Origin of the sequence: Paraburkholderia sp. BL23I1N1, assembly GCF_003610295.1 — a bacterium.
Classification (GTDB): domain Bacteria; phylum Pseudomonadota; class Gammaproteobacteria; order Burkholderiales; family Burkholderiaceae; genus Paraburkholderia.
The window spans coordinates 6,923,981-6,942,370 of sequence record NZ_RAPV01000001.1; the positions used below are offsets into that span (position 1 = coordinate 6,923,981).

15 protein-coding genes and 2 pseudogenes are annotated in these 18,390 nt (G+C 59.6%); 10 read left to right on the forward strand and 7 right to left on the reverse strand.

The features are described from left to right. Positions 1–219 precede the first annotated feature (219 nt). The 4 genes from B0G76_RS44645 (at position 220) to B0G76_RS32285 (ending at position 3,394) form a co-directional block, all read left to right on the forward strand. Entirely contained in the window at positions 220–363 is a 144-nt protein-coding gene (locus B0G76_RS44645; protein ID WP_147394108.1) for a 3-keto-5-aminohexanoate cleavage protein, read from the forward strand. A 63-nt stretch (positions 364–426) separates the two neighbouring features. Continuing rightward, entirely contained in the window at positions 427–1,485 is a 1,059-nt protein-coding gene (locus B0G76_RS32275; protein ID WP_120296075.1) for a 3-keto-5-aminohexanoate cleavage protein, read from the forward strand. A 196-nt stretch (positions 1,486–1,681) separates the two neighbouring features. Further along, positions 1,682–2,662: a quinone oxidoreductase gene (locus B0G76_RS32280; RefSeq protein ID WP_120296076.1), complete on the forward strand. Its 981-nt coding sequence runs from the start codon at positions 1,682–1,684 to the stop codon at positions 2,660–2,662. Positions 2,663–2,833: 171 nt separating this feature from the next. Continuing rightward, complete coding sequence (locus tag B0G76_RS32285) at positions 2,834–3,394, forward strand: alpha/beta hydrolase (protein WP_120296077.1); 561 nt, start codon at positions 2,834–2,836, stop codon at positions 3,392–3,394. Between the two features lie 98 nt (positions 3,395–3,492). Here B0G76_RS32285 and tatB read toward each other — a convergent pair whose 3' ends face one another. Together tatB and tatA are read right to left on the reverse strand one after the other, a co-directional pair. Continuing rightward, positions 3,493–4,086 carry a Sec-independent protein translocase protein TatB gene (gene tatB, locus B0G76_RS32290; protein ID WP_120296078.1) on the reverse strand — a complete coding sequence of 198 codons (594 nt, stop codon included), beginning with the start codon at positions 4,084–4,086 and terminating at the stop codon, positions 3,493–3,495. Positions 4,087–4,132: 46 nt separating this feature from the next. Continuing rightward, a complete protein-coding gene (gene tatA / locus B0G76_RS32295; RefSeq protein WP_120296079.1) occupies positions 4,133–4,360 on the reverse strand; it encodes a Sec-independent protein translocase subunit TatA in 228 nt (75 codons plus the stop codon). A 375-nt stretch (positions 4,361–4,735) separates the two neighbouring features. Between tatA and B0G76_RS32300 the strand changes: the two genes are divergently transcribed. The 4 genes and pseudogenes from B0G76_RS32300 to B0G76_RS32320 all read left to right on the forward strand — a co-directional run. Continuing rightward, positions 4,736–4,966: a hypothetical protein gene (locus B0G76_RS32300; protein WP_259460790.1), complete on the forward strand. Its 231-nt coding sequence runs from the start codon at positions 4,736–4,738 to the stop codon at positions 4,964–4,966. A 53-nt stretch (positions 4,967–5,019) separates the two neighbouring features. Next, a complete protein-coding gene (locus tag B0G76_RS32305; protein ID WP_259460791.1) occupies positions 5,020–5,658 on the forward strand; it encodes an IS6 family transposase in 639 nt (212 codons plus the stop codon). Between the two features lie 482 nt (positions 5,659–6,140). Next, positions 6,141–7,787: a group II intron reverse transcriptase/maturase gene (gene ltrA, locus B0G76_RS32315; protein WP_120296080.1), complete on the forward strand. Its 1,647-nt coding sequence runs from the start codon at positions 6,141–6,143 to the stop codon at positions 7,785–7,787. 113 nt (positions 7,788–7,900) lie between these two features. After that, a pseudogene (locus tag B0G76_RS32320) lies at positions 7,901–8,101 on the forward strand (DDE-type integrase/transposase/recombinase); the annotation flags it as partial. On the opposite strand, the gene B0G76_RS43100 reads toward B0G76_RS32320, so the two are convergent. Continuing rightward, positions 8,091–8,354: a hypothetical protein gene (locus B0G76_RS43100; protein WP_183082189.1), complete on the reverse strand. Its 264-nt coding sequence runs from the start codon at positions 8,352–8,354 to the stop codon at positions 8,091–8,093. The pseudogene B0G76_RS32320 and the gene B0G76_RS43100 sit on opposite strands and share 11 nt — an antisense overlap. A gap of 642 nt (positions 8,355–8,996) precedes the next feature. Beyond that, positions 8,997–10,313, reverse strand: a complete 1,317-nt coding sequence (locus B0G76_RS32335; RefSeq protein WP_120296081.1) for an MFS transporter — start codon at positions 10,311–10,313, stop codon at positions 8,997–8,999. A gap of 760 nt (positions 10,314–11,073) precedes the next feature. Here B0G76_RS32335 and B0G76_RS32345 point away from each other — a divergent pair. Both B0G76_RS32345 and B0G76_RS32350 read left to right on the forward strand, forming a co-directional pair. Continuing rightward, positions 11,074–12,360 (forward strand): ATP citrate lyase citrate-binding domain-containing protein, encoded by a 1,287-nt coding sequence (locus B0G76_RS32345; RefSeq protein WP_120296083.1) that lies wholly within the window; start codon positions 11,074–11,076, stop codon positions 12,358–12,360. 27 nt (positions 12,361–12,387) lie between these two features. After that, positions 12,388–15,087 (forward strand): CoA-binding protein, encoded by a 2,700-nt coding sequence (locus B0G76_RS32350; protein WP_120296084.1) that lies wholly within the window; start codon positions 12,388–12,390, stop codon positions 15,085–15,087. A gap of 290 nt (positions 15,088–15,377) precedes the next feature. Here B0G76_RS32350 and B0G76_RS32355 read toward each other — a convergent pair. From B0G76_RS32355 to B0G76_RS32365, 3 genes and pseudogenes are all read right to left on the reverse strand, one after another. After that, positions 15,378–15,710 (reverse strand): annotated as a pseudogene (locus B0G76_RS32355) (alcohol dehydrogenase catalytic domain-containing protein); the annotation flags it as partial. A gap of 19 nt (positions 15,711–15,729) precedes the next feature. Continuing rightward, positions 15,730–17,457, reverse strand: coding sequence for a GMC family oxidoreductase (locus tag B0G76_RS32360; RefSeq protein WP_120296085.1), 1,728 nt, complete (start codon positions 17,455–17,457; stop codon positions 15,730–15,732). Between the two features lie 89 nt (positions 17,458–17,546). After that, the gene (locus tag B0G76_RS32365) at positions 17,547–18,386 is read right to left on the reverse strand and encodes an ABC transporter permease (protein ID WP_120296086.1); all 840 of its coding nucleotides are present in this window, start codon (positions 18,384–18,386) and stop codon (positions 17,547–17,549) included. Positions 18,387–18,390: the final 4 nt, after the last annotated feature.

Here is an 18,390-nt window from a genome sequence, read left to right on the forward strand (position 1 = left end):
TGTAAAGCAGGAAGTGGCGACCGGCCAGATGATTCACTGGCCGCCTCAGACACTCAGACAACAACCACGTGAAGAAGATGTACGCGCGTTTCATGGACGATTCTCTGCTGCCTGAAAACCAGCAGCCGCCGGTCATTCAAGCCGCTCCCTACGGACCGCAATGGCTGCCCAGCGATACGGAGATGTGCAGGTGACTATGGCCGCTCAGGTGCAAAGACAATGGACTGCTACAACGCGATCGCCACCGTTTTGCACGTGCAGGTGCGCGAAGCCGACGGCAACGGCTCCAGCCGCATGTTCATGTTCAACGAAATACAGGATCGCTTGCGAACCGCCGTGTCGAAGATGCTGCTGCAAATTTGACTCTAAAGCTTTCCCATTTAGTTCGATATCTTAAATATTCACATTCAAACTTGGAGATCCATCATGAACTTCCTTGACGGTCACCTGTATCCTGAGAACCAGCAGCCCCTGATCATTACAGCCGCTCCCTATGCGCCGGGCTGGATTCCCTCTGACTTCCCGGAAGACATCCCGGTCACAATGGAGGAGCAGATCCAGAAGGCGGTGGATTGCTACGAAGCCGGTGCCACCGTGCTGCATCTGCATGTGCGCGAACCCAATGGCAAGGGCAGCAAACGCCTGTCCATGTTCAATGAGCTGATCGCCGGGGTGCGCGCCCGCGTGCCGGAAATGGTCATCCAGGTGGGCGGCTCCATCAGTTTCGCGCCTGAATCCGAGGGCCAGGCCGCCCAATGGCTAAGCGATGACACGCGGCATATGCTGGCCGAACTCGATCCGAAACCCGACCAGGTGACTGTGACCGTCAACACGACGCAGATGAATGTGACAGAGCATGCCGGTATGGACGACTTCAAGGGGGTTTCGCGAGGATTCCCGCACCTCTATGCAACCTACAAGGACATGATCGTCCCCTCGAATCCCAGCTGGGCCGAAGAGCACATCCGGCGCCTGACAGCCGCCGGAATCCAAAGTGAGTTTCAGTGCTACAACATCAACAGCTTTGAAACGATTGAGCGGATGATTCGCCGTGGCGTGTACAAGGGCCCCCTGGTGATGAACTGGGTGGCTATCAGCGGCGGCATGGATCAGGCGAACATCTACAACCTGGCCAACTTCCTGCGTGCCGCGCCCGACGGCGCGGTGGTCACGGTGGAGAGTTCGGTGCTAAATGTGCTGCCCGTGAATATGATCGGCATTGCCCTGGGCCTGCATGTGCGGTGCGGCATCGAGGATGTGCTCTGGAATCAGACCCGCACAGGCAAGATGAGCTCCGTCGAGCAGATCAAGCAGTTGGTGCGTATCGCCGGCGAATTTGGCCGCCCCATCGCGACAGCGCAACAGGCACGAGAGATCATGAAGATTGGGGTCTTCTACGACACGGCGGAAGAGACGCTTCAGGCGAATGGCTTCGCGCCCAATCGTAACGGCGGCAACCAGGGATTCCTGCGCAAACCGACCTGAAGTCTCCGGGGCGAAAGACATATTAAGGACGAAGTAAGCGCTAGCGAGCCGCGGGCGAACTGCGGCAATCAATACATAACCGCAACTATCTTGCATGGGACCAGAGTAACGAGCTTTGCATGGGACCAGAGTAACGCGCTAAAGCGCGAACTCTGGCCGACAGCTAAAGCGCCAACTCTGGTCGACAGGAGACAAAATGGCGAAAGTCGTTAAATTCTACGAAACCGGCGGTCCCGAGGTCCTGCGTTTTGAGGACGCTGAAGTTGGAGAGCCGGGACCAGGAGAGGTGCGTGTCCGCCACGTGGCAGTGGGGCTTAACTTTGCCGACACCTACTTCCGCGGTGGCACCTACGAGGTTCCGCTCCCCAGCGGCCTCGGCAACGAGGCAGCGGGCGTGGTCGAGGCCATCGGTGCCGGCGTGACCCATCTGGCGGTCGGCGACCGTGTCACCTACACGGGCTTCATCAACACGCTAGGCGCCTACAGTACGGAGCGGCTGATTTCAGCCGCGCCGCTGATCAAGCTGCCGGAGGCCATCAGTTGCGAGGCTGCGGCGGCCATGACCATGCGGGGTTTGTCCGCCGCCTACCTGGTACGCCGAATCTATCCTTTCAAGGCGGGCGACGCTGTGCTGCTGCATGCCGCAGCAGGCGGTGTTGGCCTGATCGTTTCGCAGTGGGCCAAATTGCTCGGGCTGACGGTGATCGGCACGGTTTCGACTGACGCCAAGGCCGAGGTGGCGCGCACTCACAGCTGCGATCACACGATCAACTACAGTCATGAGGATGTGGCCAAGCGCGTGCGGGAACTCACCAACGGAGTTGGTGTGTCCGTGGTCTTCGACAGCGTAGGCAAGACCACCTTCATGTCCTCGCTAGACTCCCTCAAGCGCCGCGGCCTGCTGGTCTGCGTCGGCACCGCTTCCGGCAAAATCCCGCCGTTCGATCCGGCAATTCTGGCTCGCAAGGGCTCCCTGTACGTGACCCGCCCGGGTCTCGCCGACTACATCGCTGATCCGGACGAGAAGGCAGAACTGGTCGATGAGCTATTCGGCCACGTGGCGGCAGGGCGCATCCGCATCGGGATCAATCAGCGCTATGCCCTGGAAGACGCGGTGCAGGCACATCAGGATCTGGAGGCTCGAAAAACTACGGGCTCCTCCATTTTCGTGATTTGAGTGTGTCAGGCTGTTTGGCCTGAAAAAATGTAGCGCAGCGCGTCGCAGAAGAGCGCCGCGCTCTTACGAGTGGCCGCAGTGACGGACGGCCTTGGCGTTGCCGATCCGCGCCGCCTCGATCGAGTGCGCGACCTGGCCATACGCAATTAACATTTTCAACAATCCCTGGCAATGACACCTTCTTCGCCACCCACCATATTGATCGTTCCCGGCCTGCGGGACCACGTCGAAGATCACTGGCAAACGATTCTTGCACGCAAACTGCCCAACGCGCGCGTGGTGCCGCCGCTGGAACACGACAAGCTGAGCTGCGCGGCAAGGATCGAGGCGCTCGATCAGGCTCTCGCCAGCATCACCGGTCCCGTGGTGCTCGTGTCGCACAGTGCCGGGGCCATGATCACTGTGCACTGGGCGCAACATCATCGGCGAGAAATCAAAGGCGCGCTGCTCGCCGCGCCGCCCGATTTCGAAACGCCGCTGCCGGACGGCTATCCGACGCTGGATGCGTTGCGTCAGAACGGCTGGCTGCCCACCCCACGAACCCGGCTACCGTTTCCGAGCATCGTGGCGGCCAGCACGAACGATCCCCTCGCGCGGATCGAAGAAGTCACACGACTGGCGAGCGCGTGGGGCAGCCGTCTGGTTGACGTCGGCGCTGTCGGCCATCTCAACCCCGCCTCGGGCTACGGTGAGTGGCCACGCGCTTGGGATTTTGTTGAAGAACTCAGTTGAAAAACAGCGGAGACGAGTCCAAACATTTGCTCCATCGCCTGTGAGCAAGAACGGACGACGTGCGCCGCGAAGATCGCTGCACAACTAACCCAAAAGCTTCACGCGAGGCGCCCGCCATTCCGTCCCAGCGCCTTGCTGGCGGCCATCGAGACAACGCGGGTGCGCTTGACAGCGGCGCCTCGACCGCCTGATGCCGAACCGCGCCGCCTTGCCCGCGCCTGCTGGCTGGAAAACGCTGGTGCCATGGACGAAACAACATCCGGGCGAGGCGCGTGAATTGAGGCATCGGACTGCCCCGACATCGGCCACTGCGCGGGTCGAACCTTGAATAGATCCGCCTGCAAATCGTTCGCACCGTCGTGGACGGAGGGCAGATAGACGGTTGACGACACCTCTTTCAAACTTGCCGCCGCGTCGACGCCAGCTTGCAGTTCACCAGCATGCTGGCGCACGGCACGGTCGACGGTACCCTGCATATTGGTCACTGCCAGTTCGATACCGTCTTTCATCTTGCGCAGTTCTTCGATCCTGATCTGCCGGTCTACTTCCGCCCGCACGCCATTCAGGTAACGTTGCGCGCGCCCCAGTAACGCGCCGGCGGTGCGCGCAACACGGGGAAGTCGTTCCGGACCGAGCACAACCAGTGCAACCGTGCCGATGACGGCCATTTTGGAAATGTCGATGTCAAACATGGCAATCGTCCCTCCAGACTGTTGCGAATTCAATCACATGCATGGGTCAGTGTTGCGAGACGGCAGAGGGATCCCGCACGTCGATGTGCGCGGCCACCGGCGCCTCTTTCGCGGCGGTGTTTGCAGTAACCGGTTCGATTTCCTGCATGCCTTCCTTGAAACCCTTGATCGCTCCGCCAAGGTCCGAGCCGAGATTGCGGATCTTCTTCGTGCCGAAAACCAGCGCAATGGTTGCCAGGACGATCAGCCAGTGCGCAATGCTAAGGCTACCCATGATCAAACTCCTTTCATATGCAATGAACTCAACAGCAATCTGCCCCAGGTCTTGCGCTCATCGTAGTGCCATTTGAATGTAGCGTGCATCAGATGTTCTTATGGCTTCTTCAAAGAAATCCTGATTGTTCATTTGCGCCGCACGTTTCTAATATTTGTCGCACGGAGCGGATGGCGACGTCCCGATTCTGCGGGGAGCCCTCCAGATTGAGCGAGGACTCACCGCAGCACAAGCCAATGCCGGATCCCGCCCACACCTTTGTCGTACAGGAGTTCATCCTGACCACCTGGAATTATTCAATAGGAATACTGATTAGATAGCAACCATGACTGACCTGAAACGTCGCAGTGTACTAGCCGGGCGGCCGCAGGTGCTGTGGCACTCGGTGCAACGGCCGCCGCCAAGGCCGCCGAATTCGGCAACCCGGACCGCCCCTTGCAAGGAAGTATCAACTCGACGCCCGCTGCGATTTCCGAGCCCGTCCCACAGAATCCGCAACTGCGCGATGTTTTGCCGTCGTTCAACAACCCGCCGCCGACGGATGTCGGCGGAATGCCGATTCCGTGGGCATCCTTCAATGAGGCGCACAAGCGGGTTCTGGTGTAAATAGGCTCGGCGAATCGGTTAAAGTATCCAGCCTAACAATCTGGTGATCGGTGATGAGCAAGCGCAAAGGCCTGGAGGCGTTGTTTGATGGGCGGCATTTTGATCGGGAGATCATCATTCTCTGCGTGCGCTGGTACCTTCGCTACAAGCTCAGCCTGCGCGATATCGTCGAGATGATGGCCGAACGCGGTTTGTCGCTGGTGCACACCACGATCATGCGCTGGGTGAAGCGCTTCACGCCGGAGTTCGTCAAGCGTTGGAATCGTTTTGGCATACCCACAGGGCGGTCATGGCGTGTTGACGAAACCTACCTGAAGGTTCGTGGCAAATGGGTTTATCTGTACCGTGCAGTAGATCGAGCCGGCCAGACGGTAGACTTCATGCTCAGAGCGAAGCGCGACGTGGCCGCGGCCAAAGCCTTTTTCAGCAAGGCAATCAAACATCAGGGCCAGCCGCCGGAGACGATCACGCTCGATGGGTATGCCGCCTCGCACCGCGCCGTGCGCGAGATGAAGGCCGATGGCCTGCTGCCTGAGGACACGAATATCCGGTCCTCGAAGTACGTGAACAATCTGATCGAGGTGCGACACGAGGTCGCTTACAGAAGTTGTTCTCACTTCTCGCGGTATAGAAGGAGTGAACCACCGGTGTCACCTGGTGAATCTAGGAGCCTGAATCAAGAGCGGCTCTGACAACGTAACGAAGCGCCGCAAGGCGCGGGGTATTAATCGCGAGAGGCGTACCCTTCTGGCAGCCATACGCCGGATGAGTGCCAGATAGTCGGTATGGTGAAACCATTTGAATCTGCAATAGGGTCGTTAGATTGAACGAGCGGAAATGGCTATTGCGCTCGAACCAAAACGGTACCGGAGGTGGGAACAGCGTTTTTCGATTACGCTTTCGTGACCCATATACCTCCCGGCCCAGAGCAGGCACCTAACCCGACGTACTTCGATAAGCGAAACGTGGAAACCCCGTATCACTCCCTTCGGGGACAGCAGACTGCGAGGTCTGCCCATGGCGGTGCGGGCACAGGAACGGGGAAAAAGCGAATGCCCGGCTGTAATGGACGGGATACGGGTTGCAACATCACCCGACGCGAAAGCGGGCAGACTTCCTCATGGTCTCTCCTCACCAGAGAGTTTGCAGAACCATCTATACGGGAGGAAAGCAAATGAGTGCAGCAACACGGGCGCGTGCACCTTCCGGCGTGACGTGGGACGGCATCAATTGGGCCAATGTTCAACGCCAGGTAAGAAGGCTGCAGACGCGTATGGTGAAGGCCGTACAGGCTGGCCGGCATAACAGGGTGAAAGCCCTGCAATGGCTGCTGACCCACTCGTTCAGCGGCCGTGCATTGGCCGTGAAGCGGGTGACTGAAAACAAAGGCAGGAACACCCCCGGTGTGGACAAGGTAACGTGGAAAACACCGGCGGCAAAGATCAACGCGGTTGCGTCGTTGAAGAGGCGGGGTTATTCGCCCCTTCCACTTCGGAGGGTTTTTATTCTGAAGAAAAACGGCAAGACGAGGCCGCTCGGCATACCCGTGATGGAATGCCGCGCCATGCAGGCGCTGCACCTGCTGGCGCTGGAACCTGTTGCGGAAACCACCGCCGATCTGAATTCTTATGGGTTCAGGCCGGAACGTTCTACTGCTGACGCTGGAGGACAATGCTTCATTTCTCTGGCAAAAAAGGCGAGCGCGGAATGGGTGCTGGAGGCCGACATCCAGGGCTGTTTCGACAAAATCTCCCACGACTGGATGATCGCCAATATCCCCACGGACAAGGTGATTCTAAAGAAGTGGCTCAAAGCGGGATACGTGTATCTAAACGAACTCTTCCCCACTGACGCCGGCACCCCGCAAGGGGGAATCATTTCACCGGTGGCAGCCCACATGACGCTCGATGGCCTCGAAGCAATGCTAGCGGAAAAATTCCCGCGAGCGAGGCAGAGGAGTCTGAAAATGAACATGGTGCGTTACGCGGACGACTTCATCATTACCGGCCACTCGAAAGAGTGGCTGGAACATGAGGTCAGGCCGGCAGTCGCTGAATTTCTGGCGGAACGCGGGCTGGTCTTATCGCCAGAAAAGACCAGGATAACGCACATCAAGGATGGGTTTGATTTCCTCGGATGGAACATTCGCAAGTACAACGGCAAGCTACTGATGAAACCGTCGAAAGCGAACGTCAAGGCGCATCTTGGCAAAGTCCGTGAAATCATCAAGGCCAACAAGACGGCTAAACAGGCGAGCCTGATAAGGCTGCTCAATCCTGTTTTACGAGGATGGGCGAATTACCATAGCCATGTAGTCGCCAAGAAAGCCTTCGATCGGGTTGATCACGAGGTCTGGTCAATGCTATGGCGATGGGCGGTAAGAAGGCACCCTAAAAAAGGAGCCCGATGGGTGAAGCTCAAATACTTCAAGACCAAAGGTTTCCGGGACTGGGTATTTGCCGCCACAGAAAAAAAAGAGGATGGTACGACAAGAGAGGTCACCTTGCTGAAGGAATCGGACACGCCAATAAAACGGCATATCAAGATCCGAGCGGGCGCCAATCCGCACGATCCGCAATGGGCACCATACTTCGAATCCCGATGGGGCCAGAAGATGCTGAACTCGGCGCGCGGTCGCCGTAAGCTGTACCGCGTCTGGGTAAGGCAAGATGGCATGTGTTCCAACTGTCAGCAGCCCATCACAATGAACACCCGCTGGGGTGTTACGCATATTGTGAAGCAAACTGACGGCGGGTCGGATGCAGCAAGCAACCTTCAAGTGCACCATCTCAATTGCCGTAGAAATCCGCAATACGCCTGAGTAGAAGTTGTGCCACCGGGTGTCGACAGATGCCTTTGTAGAGGCTTGAGCCGTATGCTCCTAAAGGCGCACGTACGGTTCTTAGGGGGCCGTGCCGCAGCAATGCGGTACGGCTACCCGACCAGGACCATCGAAACATCAAGTCCAGAACGAACGTGATGCTCGGTTTCAAACGATTCAGGAATGCCGTGACCACGATTTCAGGCATCGAATTGATGCATCGCATTCGCAAGGGTCAGTTCAACTTCTCCATGCTCGGGCTTGAAGATACAGCTGCGCTCGCTGTCTGGAATGCTGTCCTGTTCAATCGATAAGGTATCCATATCTATTGGAAAAATCTCGGCCTGACCAGCCATTTGCACCAGAGCCGGAAGAAGCAATACCGCGCTTGGCGCATTCTACCGACGCCTTGCCGGCCGGATCGGGAATGCCAAGGCCGTGACCGCGACGGCGCGCAAGATCGCTGTCCTGTTTTATAACGCGATGCGCTACGGTATGGACTACCGCGACCCGGGCGCTGATCATTACGAACAGCAGTACAGGGACCGTGTTATCAAGCAGCTTCATCGCCGCGCGGCGCAATTTGGATATTCACTGCAACCTCAGGGCTCGCCAACGTGAAGTTGGGTTTCTTAGGAAGTCTACATAAACCGCTCTGCTCTCTACGCCCTCTCTCAACAATTTTGACGTTATCCTTATAATGTTGAAATGATGCGGCACAGATGCGACAACCATTGCTTGACACCCCGAAACTGGACCCGCCGCGCTCTCGACCATGAAAACGACCCTGATCGTACCGCGTCCGCTTGATGCGGTCGAATTGCCGGCCGAACTCGATGGACGACACGGCACCAACCGCGCGAACGGCCGCTGCAGATCATAGCAGTCGACGATCTCAATGTAATACGCGTATGGCTCGCACGCGTGGTCGACACAAAAACCACCTTCGAGAACTACCGCAAGGAAGCCGGGCGGCTGTTGCCGTGGGCGATCGTCCAGCTGGGCAAACCGCTATCGTCGCTTACGCACGAGGATCTGCTTCAACTAATGGAATGGACGCTCTCTCCGATCAGGTGGTGTTACGACACCGACCACTTTGGCACATTGATGCCGTTTCGGGTGGGGGCGTCCATTCCATTAGTTGAAGGCGTCACCACTTCGACGCCGTGCTTCGGGAATGACGTCTATCGCCTGAGCTACCGGCTACCGTCAAACCACTTTCGCCGAACGTTCCACCGCGCCACCGCGACGATACAGCACAAGCGTCGCAACCAGCCCGCACAACGCGGCGAAGCTCATCCAGTAGCCCGGTGCAGCCTTGTCATGCGTGACCTCAATCAGAAATGTCGACACCGCGGGTGTAAATCCGCCGAAGAGCGCCGTCGCGAGACTGTATGCCAGCGAAAACCCTGCCACGCGGACACTTACCGGCATCACTTCGGTCAGCGCGACGACCATTGCCCCATTGTAGATGCCGAAGAAGAATGAGAGCCACTGCAGGACGAGCAGCATCCGGAGGAAGCTCGGCGCTGCCGCCAGCCACGAAAGCGCCGGATAGGTTGTGAAAATGGCAAGCACCGTGATACCGATCAGAAGCGGCCGGCGTCCAATACGATCCGACAGCGCACCGCCAATCGGCAGCCAGATGAAATTGGAAACGCCAACGCACAGCGTAACGACGAGACTGTCGGCGGTGCTAAGTTTCAGGACGGCCCGGCCGAACGTCGGCGTATAGACGGTAATCAGATAGAACGTGGTGGTCGTCATCGCAACCAGCAGCATGCCGGCGAACACGATTTGCCAGTTCGCCATCATCGTCGCGAGGATTTCCTTTGTCTTCGGACGGTGCTGCCTCGCTTTGAACTCCTCGGTTTCCTGTAGCGAACGGCGCAACACGAACAGGAACGGTACGATCGCGCAGCCGACAAAGAACGGGATGCGCCAGCCCCACGCACCGATACTCGCCGCGGACATCCAGCTGTTGAGTCCATAGCCTAGCCCCGCTGCAACCACAATCGCGACCTGCTGGCTTGCCGACTGCCAGCTCGTATAAAAGCCCTTGTGACCTGGCGTCGCCATTTCAGCCAGATAGACCGACACGCCGCCCAGTTCGGCGCCAGCCGAGAAGCCCTGTAGCAGCCGGCCGATCAGCACCAGTGCCGGCGCCAGCATGCCGATCGTTGCGTAGCCGGGGACCGCGGCGATGAGTATCGTGCCACTCGCCATGAGCGACAGCGTCACGATCAGGCCCTTGCGACGGCCGACTTCGTCGATGTAGGCGCCAAGCACGATGGCGCCTAACGGCCGCATCAGGAAGCCTGCGCCAAACACGGCGAACGTCAACATCAGCGAGGCAAACTCGCTGCTCGACGGAAAAAACACCCTCGAAATGTAGGTGGCGTAAAAGCCAAACAGAAAGAAGTCGAACTGTTCGAGGAAGTTACCGCTGGTGACGCGCAAAACGGCGCCGACCTTGGAGCGGGACGGTTTGGGTGCATCTGCCACCATGCTGGCTGAAGGGTTCATGATTACTGTCTCCTTGCGTTTGTCTGTCTGGCTTGTGAGCCGGCAGGTCCGGAGCATTTGCCTTGCTGACCCAACGGCACCGCACTTTGAAAACGAACCGCTAACAGCGTCAATCCGATCCCACCTGTGCACCGCGCTTCTGTCGCTTTTCGATTGCCGATTTCAGTAACGCCGCGCCGCGGTAGATGCCATTGCGTCTGCGGGGCGCACCATGAACGGTGACCATGCATATTCAGCATACTTCTCAGCACGAACTTTCGCCATTGGCCCCGCAATCTTCCGCCAGACTCGTGCAGAGGCGCGTACTGGCAAGGCGCTATAGGGGCCGTTTGACGACTGTGCGGTAGGGGTAGACACGCTATCCGCGCTGCGCACGCAGTGCTAGGCTCTGAATGCTACGCGCAGTTGCTATTAAGCGCGGACTTCTGCCAAGCTGCGGACAACCCGTTCAGCCGTCACGGCATGCATGAGGCGTGTCTTTGACAATCCAGAAAGTCGATAGCGAACTGTATAAGCAGAATTATCGGTCGATCGCCAACCGCGTCTCCGACGAGTACCTTCGTATGGGGATAGTAAGGTTTGCCTTCTTCGGTCTCACAGTTGCGTAGATCGGCAAGCGCGTCCTGACGGCGGCCAATCGCGTGACGCTGATGCCGTTCGCCCGAGGGCGATCCGGATCGGCGGGGCGATTACCGTGACGACCGTGCTGATTGTCCTGTCGCGCGTTGTCCAGCCAGTACCTCTCCACCGCGAGGTCACCATGCAAGTCACCGGTATGCTGTACGGAGCCAAAATGCTCCAGTTCGTCGACTTCCCGACCACTGAAGTGCTCGGCCCCGACGCCAGCGAAGAAGATATCCGCGCCATGATCGATAAGCATGGTCTGGTGTTCATCAAGCCGGTGTTCAAGGGCGGCGTCGGCAAGAAGGGCAAGTCCGGGCTGATCGGCAAGGCCGCTGACCTGAAGACCGCGCTGAAGGAAAAGGAGCGTCTGTACTTCGTCGAGCACCGCATCGGCAACACGGTGGCCAAGGCCAACGGCGTGACCTTCGAGGCTGGCGTGCCGGCCGAGCACGAGGTCTACTTTTCGATCACCGACTCGACGCATTTCCGTGCGCCGACGATGACGCTAACCCACCACGGCGGCGTCGACATCGAGGAGCTCGAACGGAGCCAGGTGGCGCAGGTGCCATTCGATCCGCTCACGGGGCTGAAAGCCTTCGTCGTGGCCAATGCGCTGTCCGCGCTCGGGGCCCCCAAGCAGATCATTTCGCCGCTGGTGCAGCACCTGCCCAAGCTGTGGGAGCTGTACCACGACTACGGCATGACGACGCTGGAGTTGAATCCGATCCGCATGCGGGAGGATAAGAAGGGCCGCATGACACCCGTGGCCTGCGACTTCAAATGCGGCTTCGATCGCGACGATCCGCGCTGGCGGCGTCTGAACCTGCCGGCGAGCCTGTTCGCGGTCGACTACTCCGACTTCGAGCAGGAAATCAATCAGCTTCGCACCTACCAGGGCCAGAGCGACGTCTACGTGATCAACGCCGCGGGGACCATCCTCGCGCCAACCTTCGGCGGCGGCGCCAATTCGCTCGTCACGCAGATGCTGGGCGACGACGCCATCATCTCCTCGGACTTTGGCGGCAACCCGCCTTACGAGAAGATGAAAGAGGTCGCACGCATCTGCTTCAAACACTGGATCAAACAGACCAATGTGCTGTTCATCATTGGTGGCAAGTCGAACAACACCGACATCTTCGAGACCTTCCGCGCGATGGCCGATGCGCTGCGCGAGCACTTCAGCCGGCATGGCGCGACGCCGCTTTACGTCGTGATCGGCCGTGGCGGCCCGAACCTGGTGCGCGGCATGGGCGCGATGCGCGACACCCTCGATGCGCTCGGCCTGCCGTACCGGTTTTTCGGCTTCGACTCCGATATGAGCGAAGTCGTGCTGCACGCGCAGAAAGTCGATGCGTGGATGAAAGCCAGTGGCCGCGAACAGGTCGCCGCCCGGCTCGGCATCGCGGCGAACCAGGCCGCCTGAAGCTTGCCCACGCGTAAGGAGCATGTCATGTACAAGCAAGGCGTAGGCGATTTCAAGTATTTCGTCGGCATCAGTTCGCTCGCCCAGGTGGCCACACGTGAAGACCGGGTCTGCGTGCTCAATATCCTGGGTGGCGAGTCGAGCGACGTGACACCGGTCGGCCATGTCTATTCGGGCGGCAACGTCGTGTTCGGCACCGCGCCGGGCAAGCGCGGCCAGGTGCTGGAGACGTCTCTCGGCAACGTGCCGGTCTACAACAACGTGCTGGAAGGCATCAACGACGGTCACCGCTTCAACTGCGGTGTGATCTACCTGCCGCCCGCAGCGGCGCGTGACGGCGTGGCCGAACTGATCCGGGTGAATCCGGATCTGAAGAAGATCTTCATCGTCACCGAGAAGCTGGCCGTGCACGACTCGCGCGAGATCCGCGCGATGGGTCAGTCCAACGGCATCGACATCTTCGGCGGCAACAGCCTGGGCGTGGCCGATGCCTGGAACCAGGTTCGGATCGGCGGCGCACTGGGCGGCGACCATCCGGAGGAAGCCTTGCGCCGCGGCTCGATCGCGATCTTCTCCAACTCGGGCAACTTCACCACCACCATCGCGACCTATCTGCGCATGGCCGGCTGGGGCACCACCACTTCGATTTCCTGCGGCAAGGATGTCTATATCCATTTCGCGGCACCCGAGTTCGCCTTTGCGCTTTCCAACGATGCACGCAGCAAGGCGGCGGTGCTCTATGTCGAGCCCGGCGGCTACTACGAGCTCGACGCCACCTTCACCAAGCCGGTGGTGGCCTGCGTGGTCGGACGCTGGAAATCCAAGCTGACCCGCGCGGTCGGGCATGCCGGCGCCATGGCCGGCGGTGCCGACGACGCCCTCAGCAAGGAAGGCTGGTTCATGGAGAAGTTCGGCGTGGACGGCATCTTCACGCCCGAGCATCCCGTGTTCTCGGCCAAGGGCGCACTCGTGACCAACATCGCCCACATTCCGGCCGCACTGACGGCGGTGATGGGCGAGAACGCCTGCCGGCCCGACTTCGCGTCAGAGGGCAATCTCGCGCTCAAGCCGTGGTTCGGCGCGAGTCACGGTCTGACGTTGCCGCCCGAGCTCGACCTGCCTGTCGTCGAGGCGAGCGCGCCGTATAACGAACAGATCACGGCGCTGAACCGGCAGATCGGCGCGGTGCCGCCGCGCCAGACGCTGAAGGACGCCTCGGGCGCCTCGCAGATGGACGCGAAGAGCCAGGTCACCAGCCTGTATGGCGTATCGATGCTCGACGCCGCACAGTACCCGCTCGAAGCCAACGTCAGCCTGGCGCTATTGCACGAGCCCGGCGGCGAGAACGACCGGCGCCTGATCAATGTCGCCATCGGCGCCGGTCTCAACCTGGTCGGTCAGCCGGCCCTCGCCGCGGCGCAGGCCGCGCGCGAGGCCGGCAATGCGCCCAACACGGTGCTGGCCGCTGCTGCCAGCATCCTGGGGCCACGCTGCCAGGGCGAGGCGCGCCAGGCCACGCGGGCGCTCATTGACGCTTTCATGGCGGCCGGCATGAGCGACGCGCTGGACGAAAGCTTCGATCTGGGCCGGATCAAGGTGGATGACCCTGTCCTGTTCGTCCGCGCTGACCCCGACGCCCGCGCCGAGGCGATGCTTGAGGGCCTGCGCGCCAGAGGCGCGAAGTCGGTCTTCCTGCGTTACCTGCAAGGACTACCCGGCCATCCCACGGCTGATGCCGTGCTCGCCGCGATCAGCGCTACCCTGGCGTGGGGGCCGCTGCTGCGCAAACGCGTCTCGCGTCTGACTGCTGAAAGCCTGCCGTGGTGGCTGCGCCTGTTCGGCGCCTTGATCGGCGCGTCGGTGAACGCGGATCAGCATCAGCCAGACAGCTTCTGCGGTATCGCGACGAGCGAGATCCTGCAGAACCGGCCGGTCAGCGAAGTGGCGTTCGTCGCGCTGCTTGGCTTCGCACCCCAGCCAGCCGATCTGTTCGCTTTCCAGGTACTGGTGGGGCTGCTGCTGTCCAACGGGCCAGGCACGATCTCGGCCCAAGGCGCCAAGGGCGCGGTCTCGGCCGATGGACCCGAGGACCCCGAGCGGGTGCAGCTCAACAAGGGCCTGGTCGGCTTTCTCACTCACACCGGCTACACCCACGGTGGCAACGGCTACGAAGGTATTGCCTTCCTGATCGAGCAGTTCAAGGACTCGGGCCTGGTCGATCCGGGTGATCCCAACCATGGTATCGACCTGAAGGCGCTGGCCTTGAAGTACGTCGAGGCCTACGCTCGTTACAAGTCGAACAAGAAGAACACCGGGAGCCTCGACATCCAGAAGATTCCGGGCGTCAATCACCCGGTCTTCAAGGACAAACCAGTCAACTACGATCCGCGCGAGGTCTTCATTCGCGAGCTGATGGCCGGGCGCAACGAATACAACATCTTCCACGAGTTCTACGGCACGCTGGTGCAAACCTTGTTCGATGCAGGCGTGTCGCGCAACGTCTATTGCGTCAACGTCGACGCGGTCATTGCCGCGCTACTGCTGAGGATGCTGTGGCAGCCGTATCGCAGCGGCGGATATACCGGCGCGGCGCTCGAGACTGCGGCGTTCACGATCTTCCTGTATCCACGCATGCTCGGCTGCGCCGCTGAGGTCGACGACCACATGAACCGCGGTCGCAACATGGACACGCGCACGCCGGCGTCGCAGTGCCAGTTTGTCGCCTGATTGACGATGGCTGACAAATCGCGCATCGACCGGCCCGATTGATCGGCCTCGACACGCCGGTCTTCGCCGCATTGGGCGTGCCGACGGCCGATGCACAGCAAGCAGTTTGTCCACTGGCAGGTAGAGCCGATCTGAGAGGGCTTCTCGCGTCAGTATGGCAACGTGACGAACGTAGGTAGGGGCAAACAGGAGTTCGGCGACAAGCGTCGCGCCGAAATCGACGTCCGTCTTGGCGGCTGAGTCCAGAAGCATCATCGAGCCAGATCCTTCGCGATAGCCGCCCGGCCGAACAGGACATCACCGCGCGGACGTGACACCTTTTGCGCAAGAGCGCCACAATGCTGCTCGCCGACGCCCCAGCCATTGAGCAGAACCTGATCGCCCGCCCGATAGTCGACATGACAGCTGTCCTCCACAACACCGACCAGGTCGATGCCCGGCAACATCGGAAATTTCCGTACTACTGGACTGCGGCCCGTTATGGCGAGCCCGTCCTTATAGTTGAGCGTCGAGTAACTCACCCGGATCGTTACATCTCCGTCGGGCAATTGCGACTCGTCGATGTCCTTCAGTGTTGCGTGGCAACCTGTCGCATCCTTCTCAATCAGAATTCCCTTGAACACACGCACCTCCTGTTTCCTATCACGCTAGATCCACGTTCGGGCTTATGCTCACCTCGACAACGCCGTGCATATGCCCCGCCGGCTTGGCTTCCCGCTTTCTATCCATGCGAATCATTTCACTCGCTCGCTCTGCGATCATCAATGTTGGCGAGTTGGTGTTGCCCGATGTGATCGTCGGCATGATCGAAGCGTCGACCACCCGTAAGCCGTTCACACCATGCACCCGAAGACGGGAATCGACCACGGAGTCCGGATCGTCCGCCATACCCATTCGGCACGTTCCGACCGGATGAAAGATGGTTGTTCCCACGTCGCCGGCCGCATGCCGCAATTCATCTTCGGTCTGGAATTGGATTCCAGGGAGAATTTCCTGTGGCCGAAACCGCTCAAGCGCGGGCGCCGACACAATGCGCCGAGTCAGTCGCAGCGCGTTTGCCGCGACATGACGGTCCTCCTCGGCCGAAAGGTAGTTGGGCGCGATTCTCGGTGCCATCGCCGGATCACTCGATGTGATGTGCACGCTGCCCCGTGACGACGGCCGTAACTGACAGACGGACGCGGTGAACGCGTCGAACCGATGCAACGGTTCTCCGAACCGTTCGAGTGACAGGGGCTGTACATGGTACTGAACGTCAGGTCGAGTCAGCGTTCCATCATTCGGATCGGACTTTGCAAACACGCCGAGCTGCGACGGCGCCATCGCCATCGGCCCACTCCTGAACACTCCATATTCGAGGCCGATCTTGAGTTTTCCCCACCAGTGAGCGCTGAGGGTGTTCAATGTCCGTACGCCCTCCACCTTGAATGCCATGCGTAACTGCAAATGATCCTGCAGATTTTCGCCGACACCCGGAAGATCTTTGACCACCCCAATTCCATGCTTTGCCAGCCGATCGGCACTTCCGATTCCCGACAATTCCAGCAATTGGGGAGAATTGACGGCCCCTGCACAGAGAATCACTTCGCGCCGCGCTCTCGCCACACGCGGCTCGTCGCCGAGGCGGAACTCGATTCCGGTACACTGGTTATTCTCGAACATCAGTCGTCGCATCTGCGCATTCGTGAGAACCGTCAGGTTCCCGCGCTGTGCTGCAGGTCGAAGATAGGCTTTCGACGCATTCCACCGGACGCCGTGTTTTTGATTGACGTCAAAATACCCGACCCCTGTGTTGTCGCCTCTATTGAAATCGTCCGTCGCTGGTATACCTGTCTGTTGCGCGGCTTGGGAAAATGTCTCGAGAATGTCCCATTTCAATCGCTGCTTCTCCACACGCCACGGGCCGCCAGCACCGTGAGCACCACTTGCATCACCATGGAAGTCCTCGCTCTTCCTGAACGTCTCGAGGACAGACTCCCACCGCCATGACGAATCGCCGGCTATGCGCGCCCATTCGTCGTAATCCTCACTCTGACCGCGCATGTAGATCATGCCGTTAATCGACGAGCAGCCGCCAAGGACCCGGCCTCGCGGATAGGCTAACGCCCTGCCGTTCAGCCCTGCCTCAACGCACGTCTTGTAGCGCCAATCGGTCCGCGAATTTCCAATGCAGTAGAGATAGCCGACCGGGATATGAATCCAATGGTAGTCATCCTTTCCACCTGCCTCGATCAGCAGTACCGACACGTCTTCATCTTCGCTCAAACGGCTTGCGACCACGCAACCCGCCGTACCTGCGCCAATCACGATATAGTCGAATTCACCCACTGACTGCTTCGAGCTGGTTCCTTTGATTGTTCCTTCCGACATCTGGCCTCCTTGTATCTGTGCATATCGATTACTGGCCGTTTTGGCACCCTGTCGCTCTGACAACATCCGATGCACGGGTGCCGACAACGTCAGGTCGACGTCTGCTTTGCTACGGATCTGGACCGCAACCATTCCATGGTGATAAGCAGCAGACTTGAAAAGACGATAAAAATTGACGCAAGCGCAGCCACGGTGGGTGTGATGTTTTCGCGAATCCCGATGAACATCTGAAGCGGGAGCGTTCCCTGCGTCGGGCCGGCGATGAACATGGTGATCACGACGTCGTCCAGCGACGTAGCAAACGCAAACAGCGCTCCGGAAATCACACCGGGCGCGATGATCGGCAAAGTAACCCGGAAGAACGTTCGGACCGGCGACGCGCCCAGACTCAGGCTGGCTCGTACGTAATTCTGGTTGAAGCCGGCAAGCGTTGCGTTTACCGTGATCACGACAAACGGCGCGGCGATCACTACATGCCCGAAAATCAGGCCGGCATAGGTCCCGGCCAATCCCCAGCGGGCAAACAACAGATACATCCCCACTCCTGTGACGATCACCGGGACGATCATCGGGGAGATCAGGACGGCGACCAGCAACCCTTTGCCCTTGAACGAAGCCCTGTTCAATCCTAGTGCGGCCAGCGTCCCGAGTATGGTCGCGACTATCGTAGCGATCGGCGTCACGATGAGGCTGTTGGCTCCGGCCCGTGCCCAGTCCGTCGACGTGAACAGGTCGTGATACCACCTGAACGAAAACCCATGGATCGGATAGACGAGAAACGAGTTCTCGTTAAACGAAAGCGGGATGATCGCCAGAATAGGCAGAATCAGAAACACAAGAATCAGGACGTTCGCCGATCGCAAGGCGTAATGCCAAACGATTTCCGGCGTCGACACGTAGGGCGCGAAACGCGGCATGCTGGTTTTCATGATG

Excerpts from the sequence above, each read along its gene's own strand:
- B0G76_RS44645 (WP_147394108.1), top strand. The coding sequence starts at position 220 with ATGGACTGCTACAACGCGATCGCCACCGTTTTGCACGTGCAGGTGCGC.
- B0G76_RS32275 (WP_120296075.1), top strand. The coding sequence starts at position 427 with ATGAACTTCCTTGACGGTCACCTGTATCCTGAGAACCAGCAGCCCCTG.
- B0G76_RS32280 (WP_120296076.1), top strand. The coding sequence starts at position 1,682 with ATGGCGAAAGTCGTTAAATTCTACGAAACCGGCGGTCCCGAGGTCCTG.
- B0G76_RS32285 (WP_120296077.1), top strand. The coding sequence starts at position 2,834 with ATGACACCTTCTTCGCCACCCACCATATTGATCGTTCCCGGCCTGCGG.
- tatB (WP_120296078.1), bottom strand. The coding sequence starts at position 4,086 with ATGTTTGACATCGACATTTCCAAAATGGCCGTCATCGGCACGGTTGCA.
- tatA (WP_120296079.1), bottom strand. The coding sequence starts at position 4,360 with ATGGGTAGCCTTAGCATTGCGCACTGGCTGATCGTCCTGGCAACCATT.
- B0G76_RS32305 (WP_259460791.1), top strand. The coding sequence starts at position 5,020 with ATGAGCAAGCGCAAAGGCCTGGAGGCGTTGTTTGATGGGCGGCATTTT.
- ltrA (WP_120296080.1), top strand. The coding sequence starts at position 6,141 with ATGAGTGCAGCAACACGGGCGCGTGCACCTTCCGGCGTGACGTGGGAC.
- B0G76_RS43100 (WP_183082189.1), bottom strand. The coding sequence starts at position 8,354 with ATGAAGCTGCTTGATAACACGGTCCCTGTACTGCTGTTCGTAATGATC.
- B0G76_RS32335 (WP_120296081.1), bottom strand. The coding sequence starts at position 10,313 with ATGAACCCTTCAGCCAGCATGGTGGCAGATGCACCCAAACCGTCCCGC.
- B0G76_RS32345 (WP_120296083.1), top strand. The coding sequence starts at position 11,074 with ATGCAAGTCACCGGTATGCTGTACGGAGCCAAAATGCTCCAGTTCGTC.
- B0G76_RS32350 (WP_120296084.1), top strand. The coding sequence starts at position 12,388 with ATGTACAAGCAAGGCGTAGGCGATTTCAAGTATTTCGTCGGCATCAGT.
- B0G76_RS32360 (WP_120296085.1), bottom strand. The coding sequence starts at position 17,457 with ATGTCGGAAGGAACAATCAAAGGAACCAGCTCGAAGCAGTCAGTGGGT.
- B0G76_RS32365 (WP_120296086.1), bottom strand. The coding sequence starts at position 18,386 with ATGAAAACCAGCATGCCGCGTTTCGCGCCCTACGTGTCGACGCCGGAA.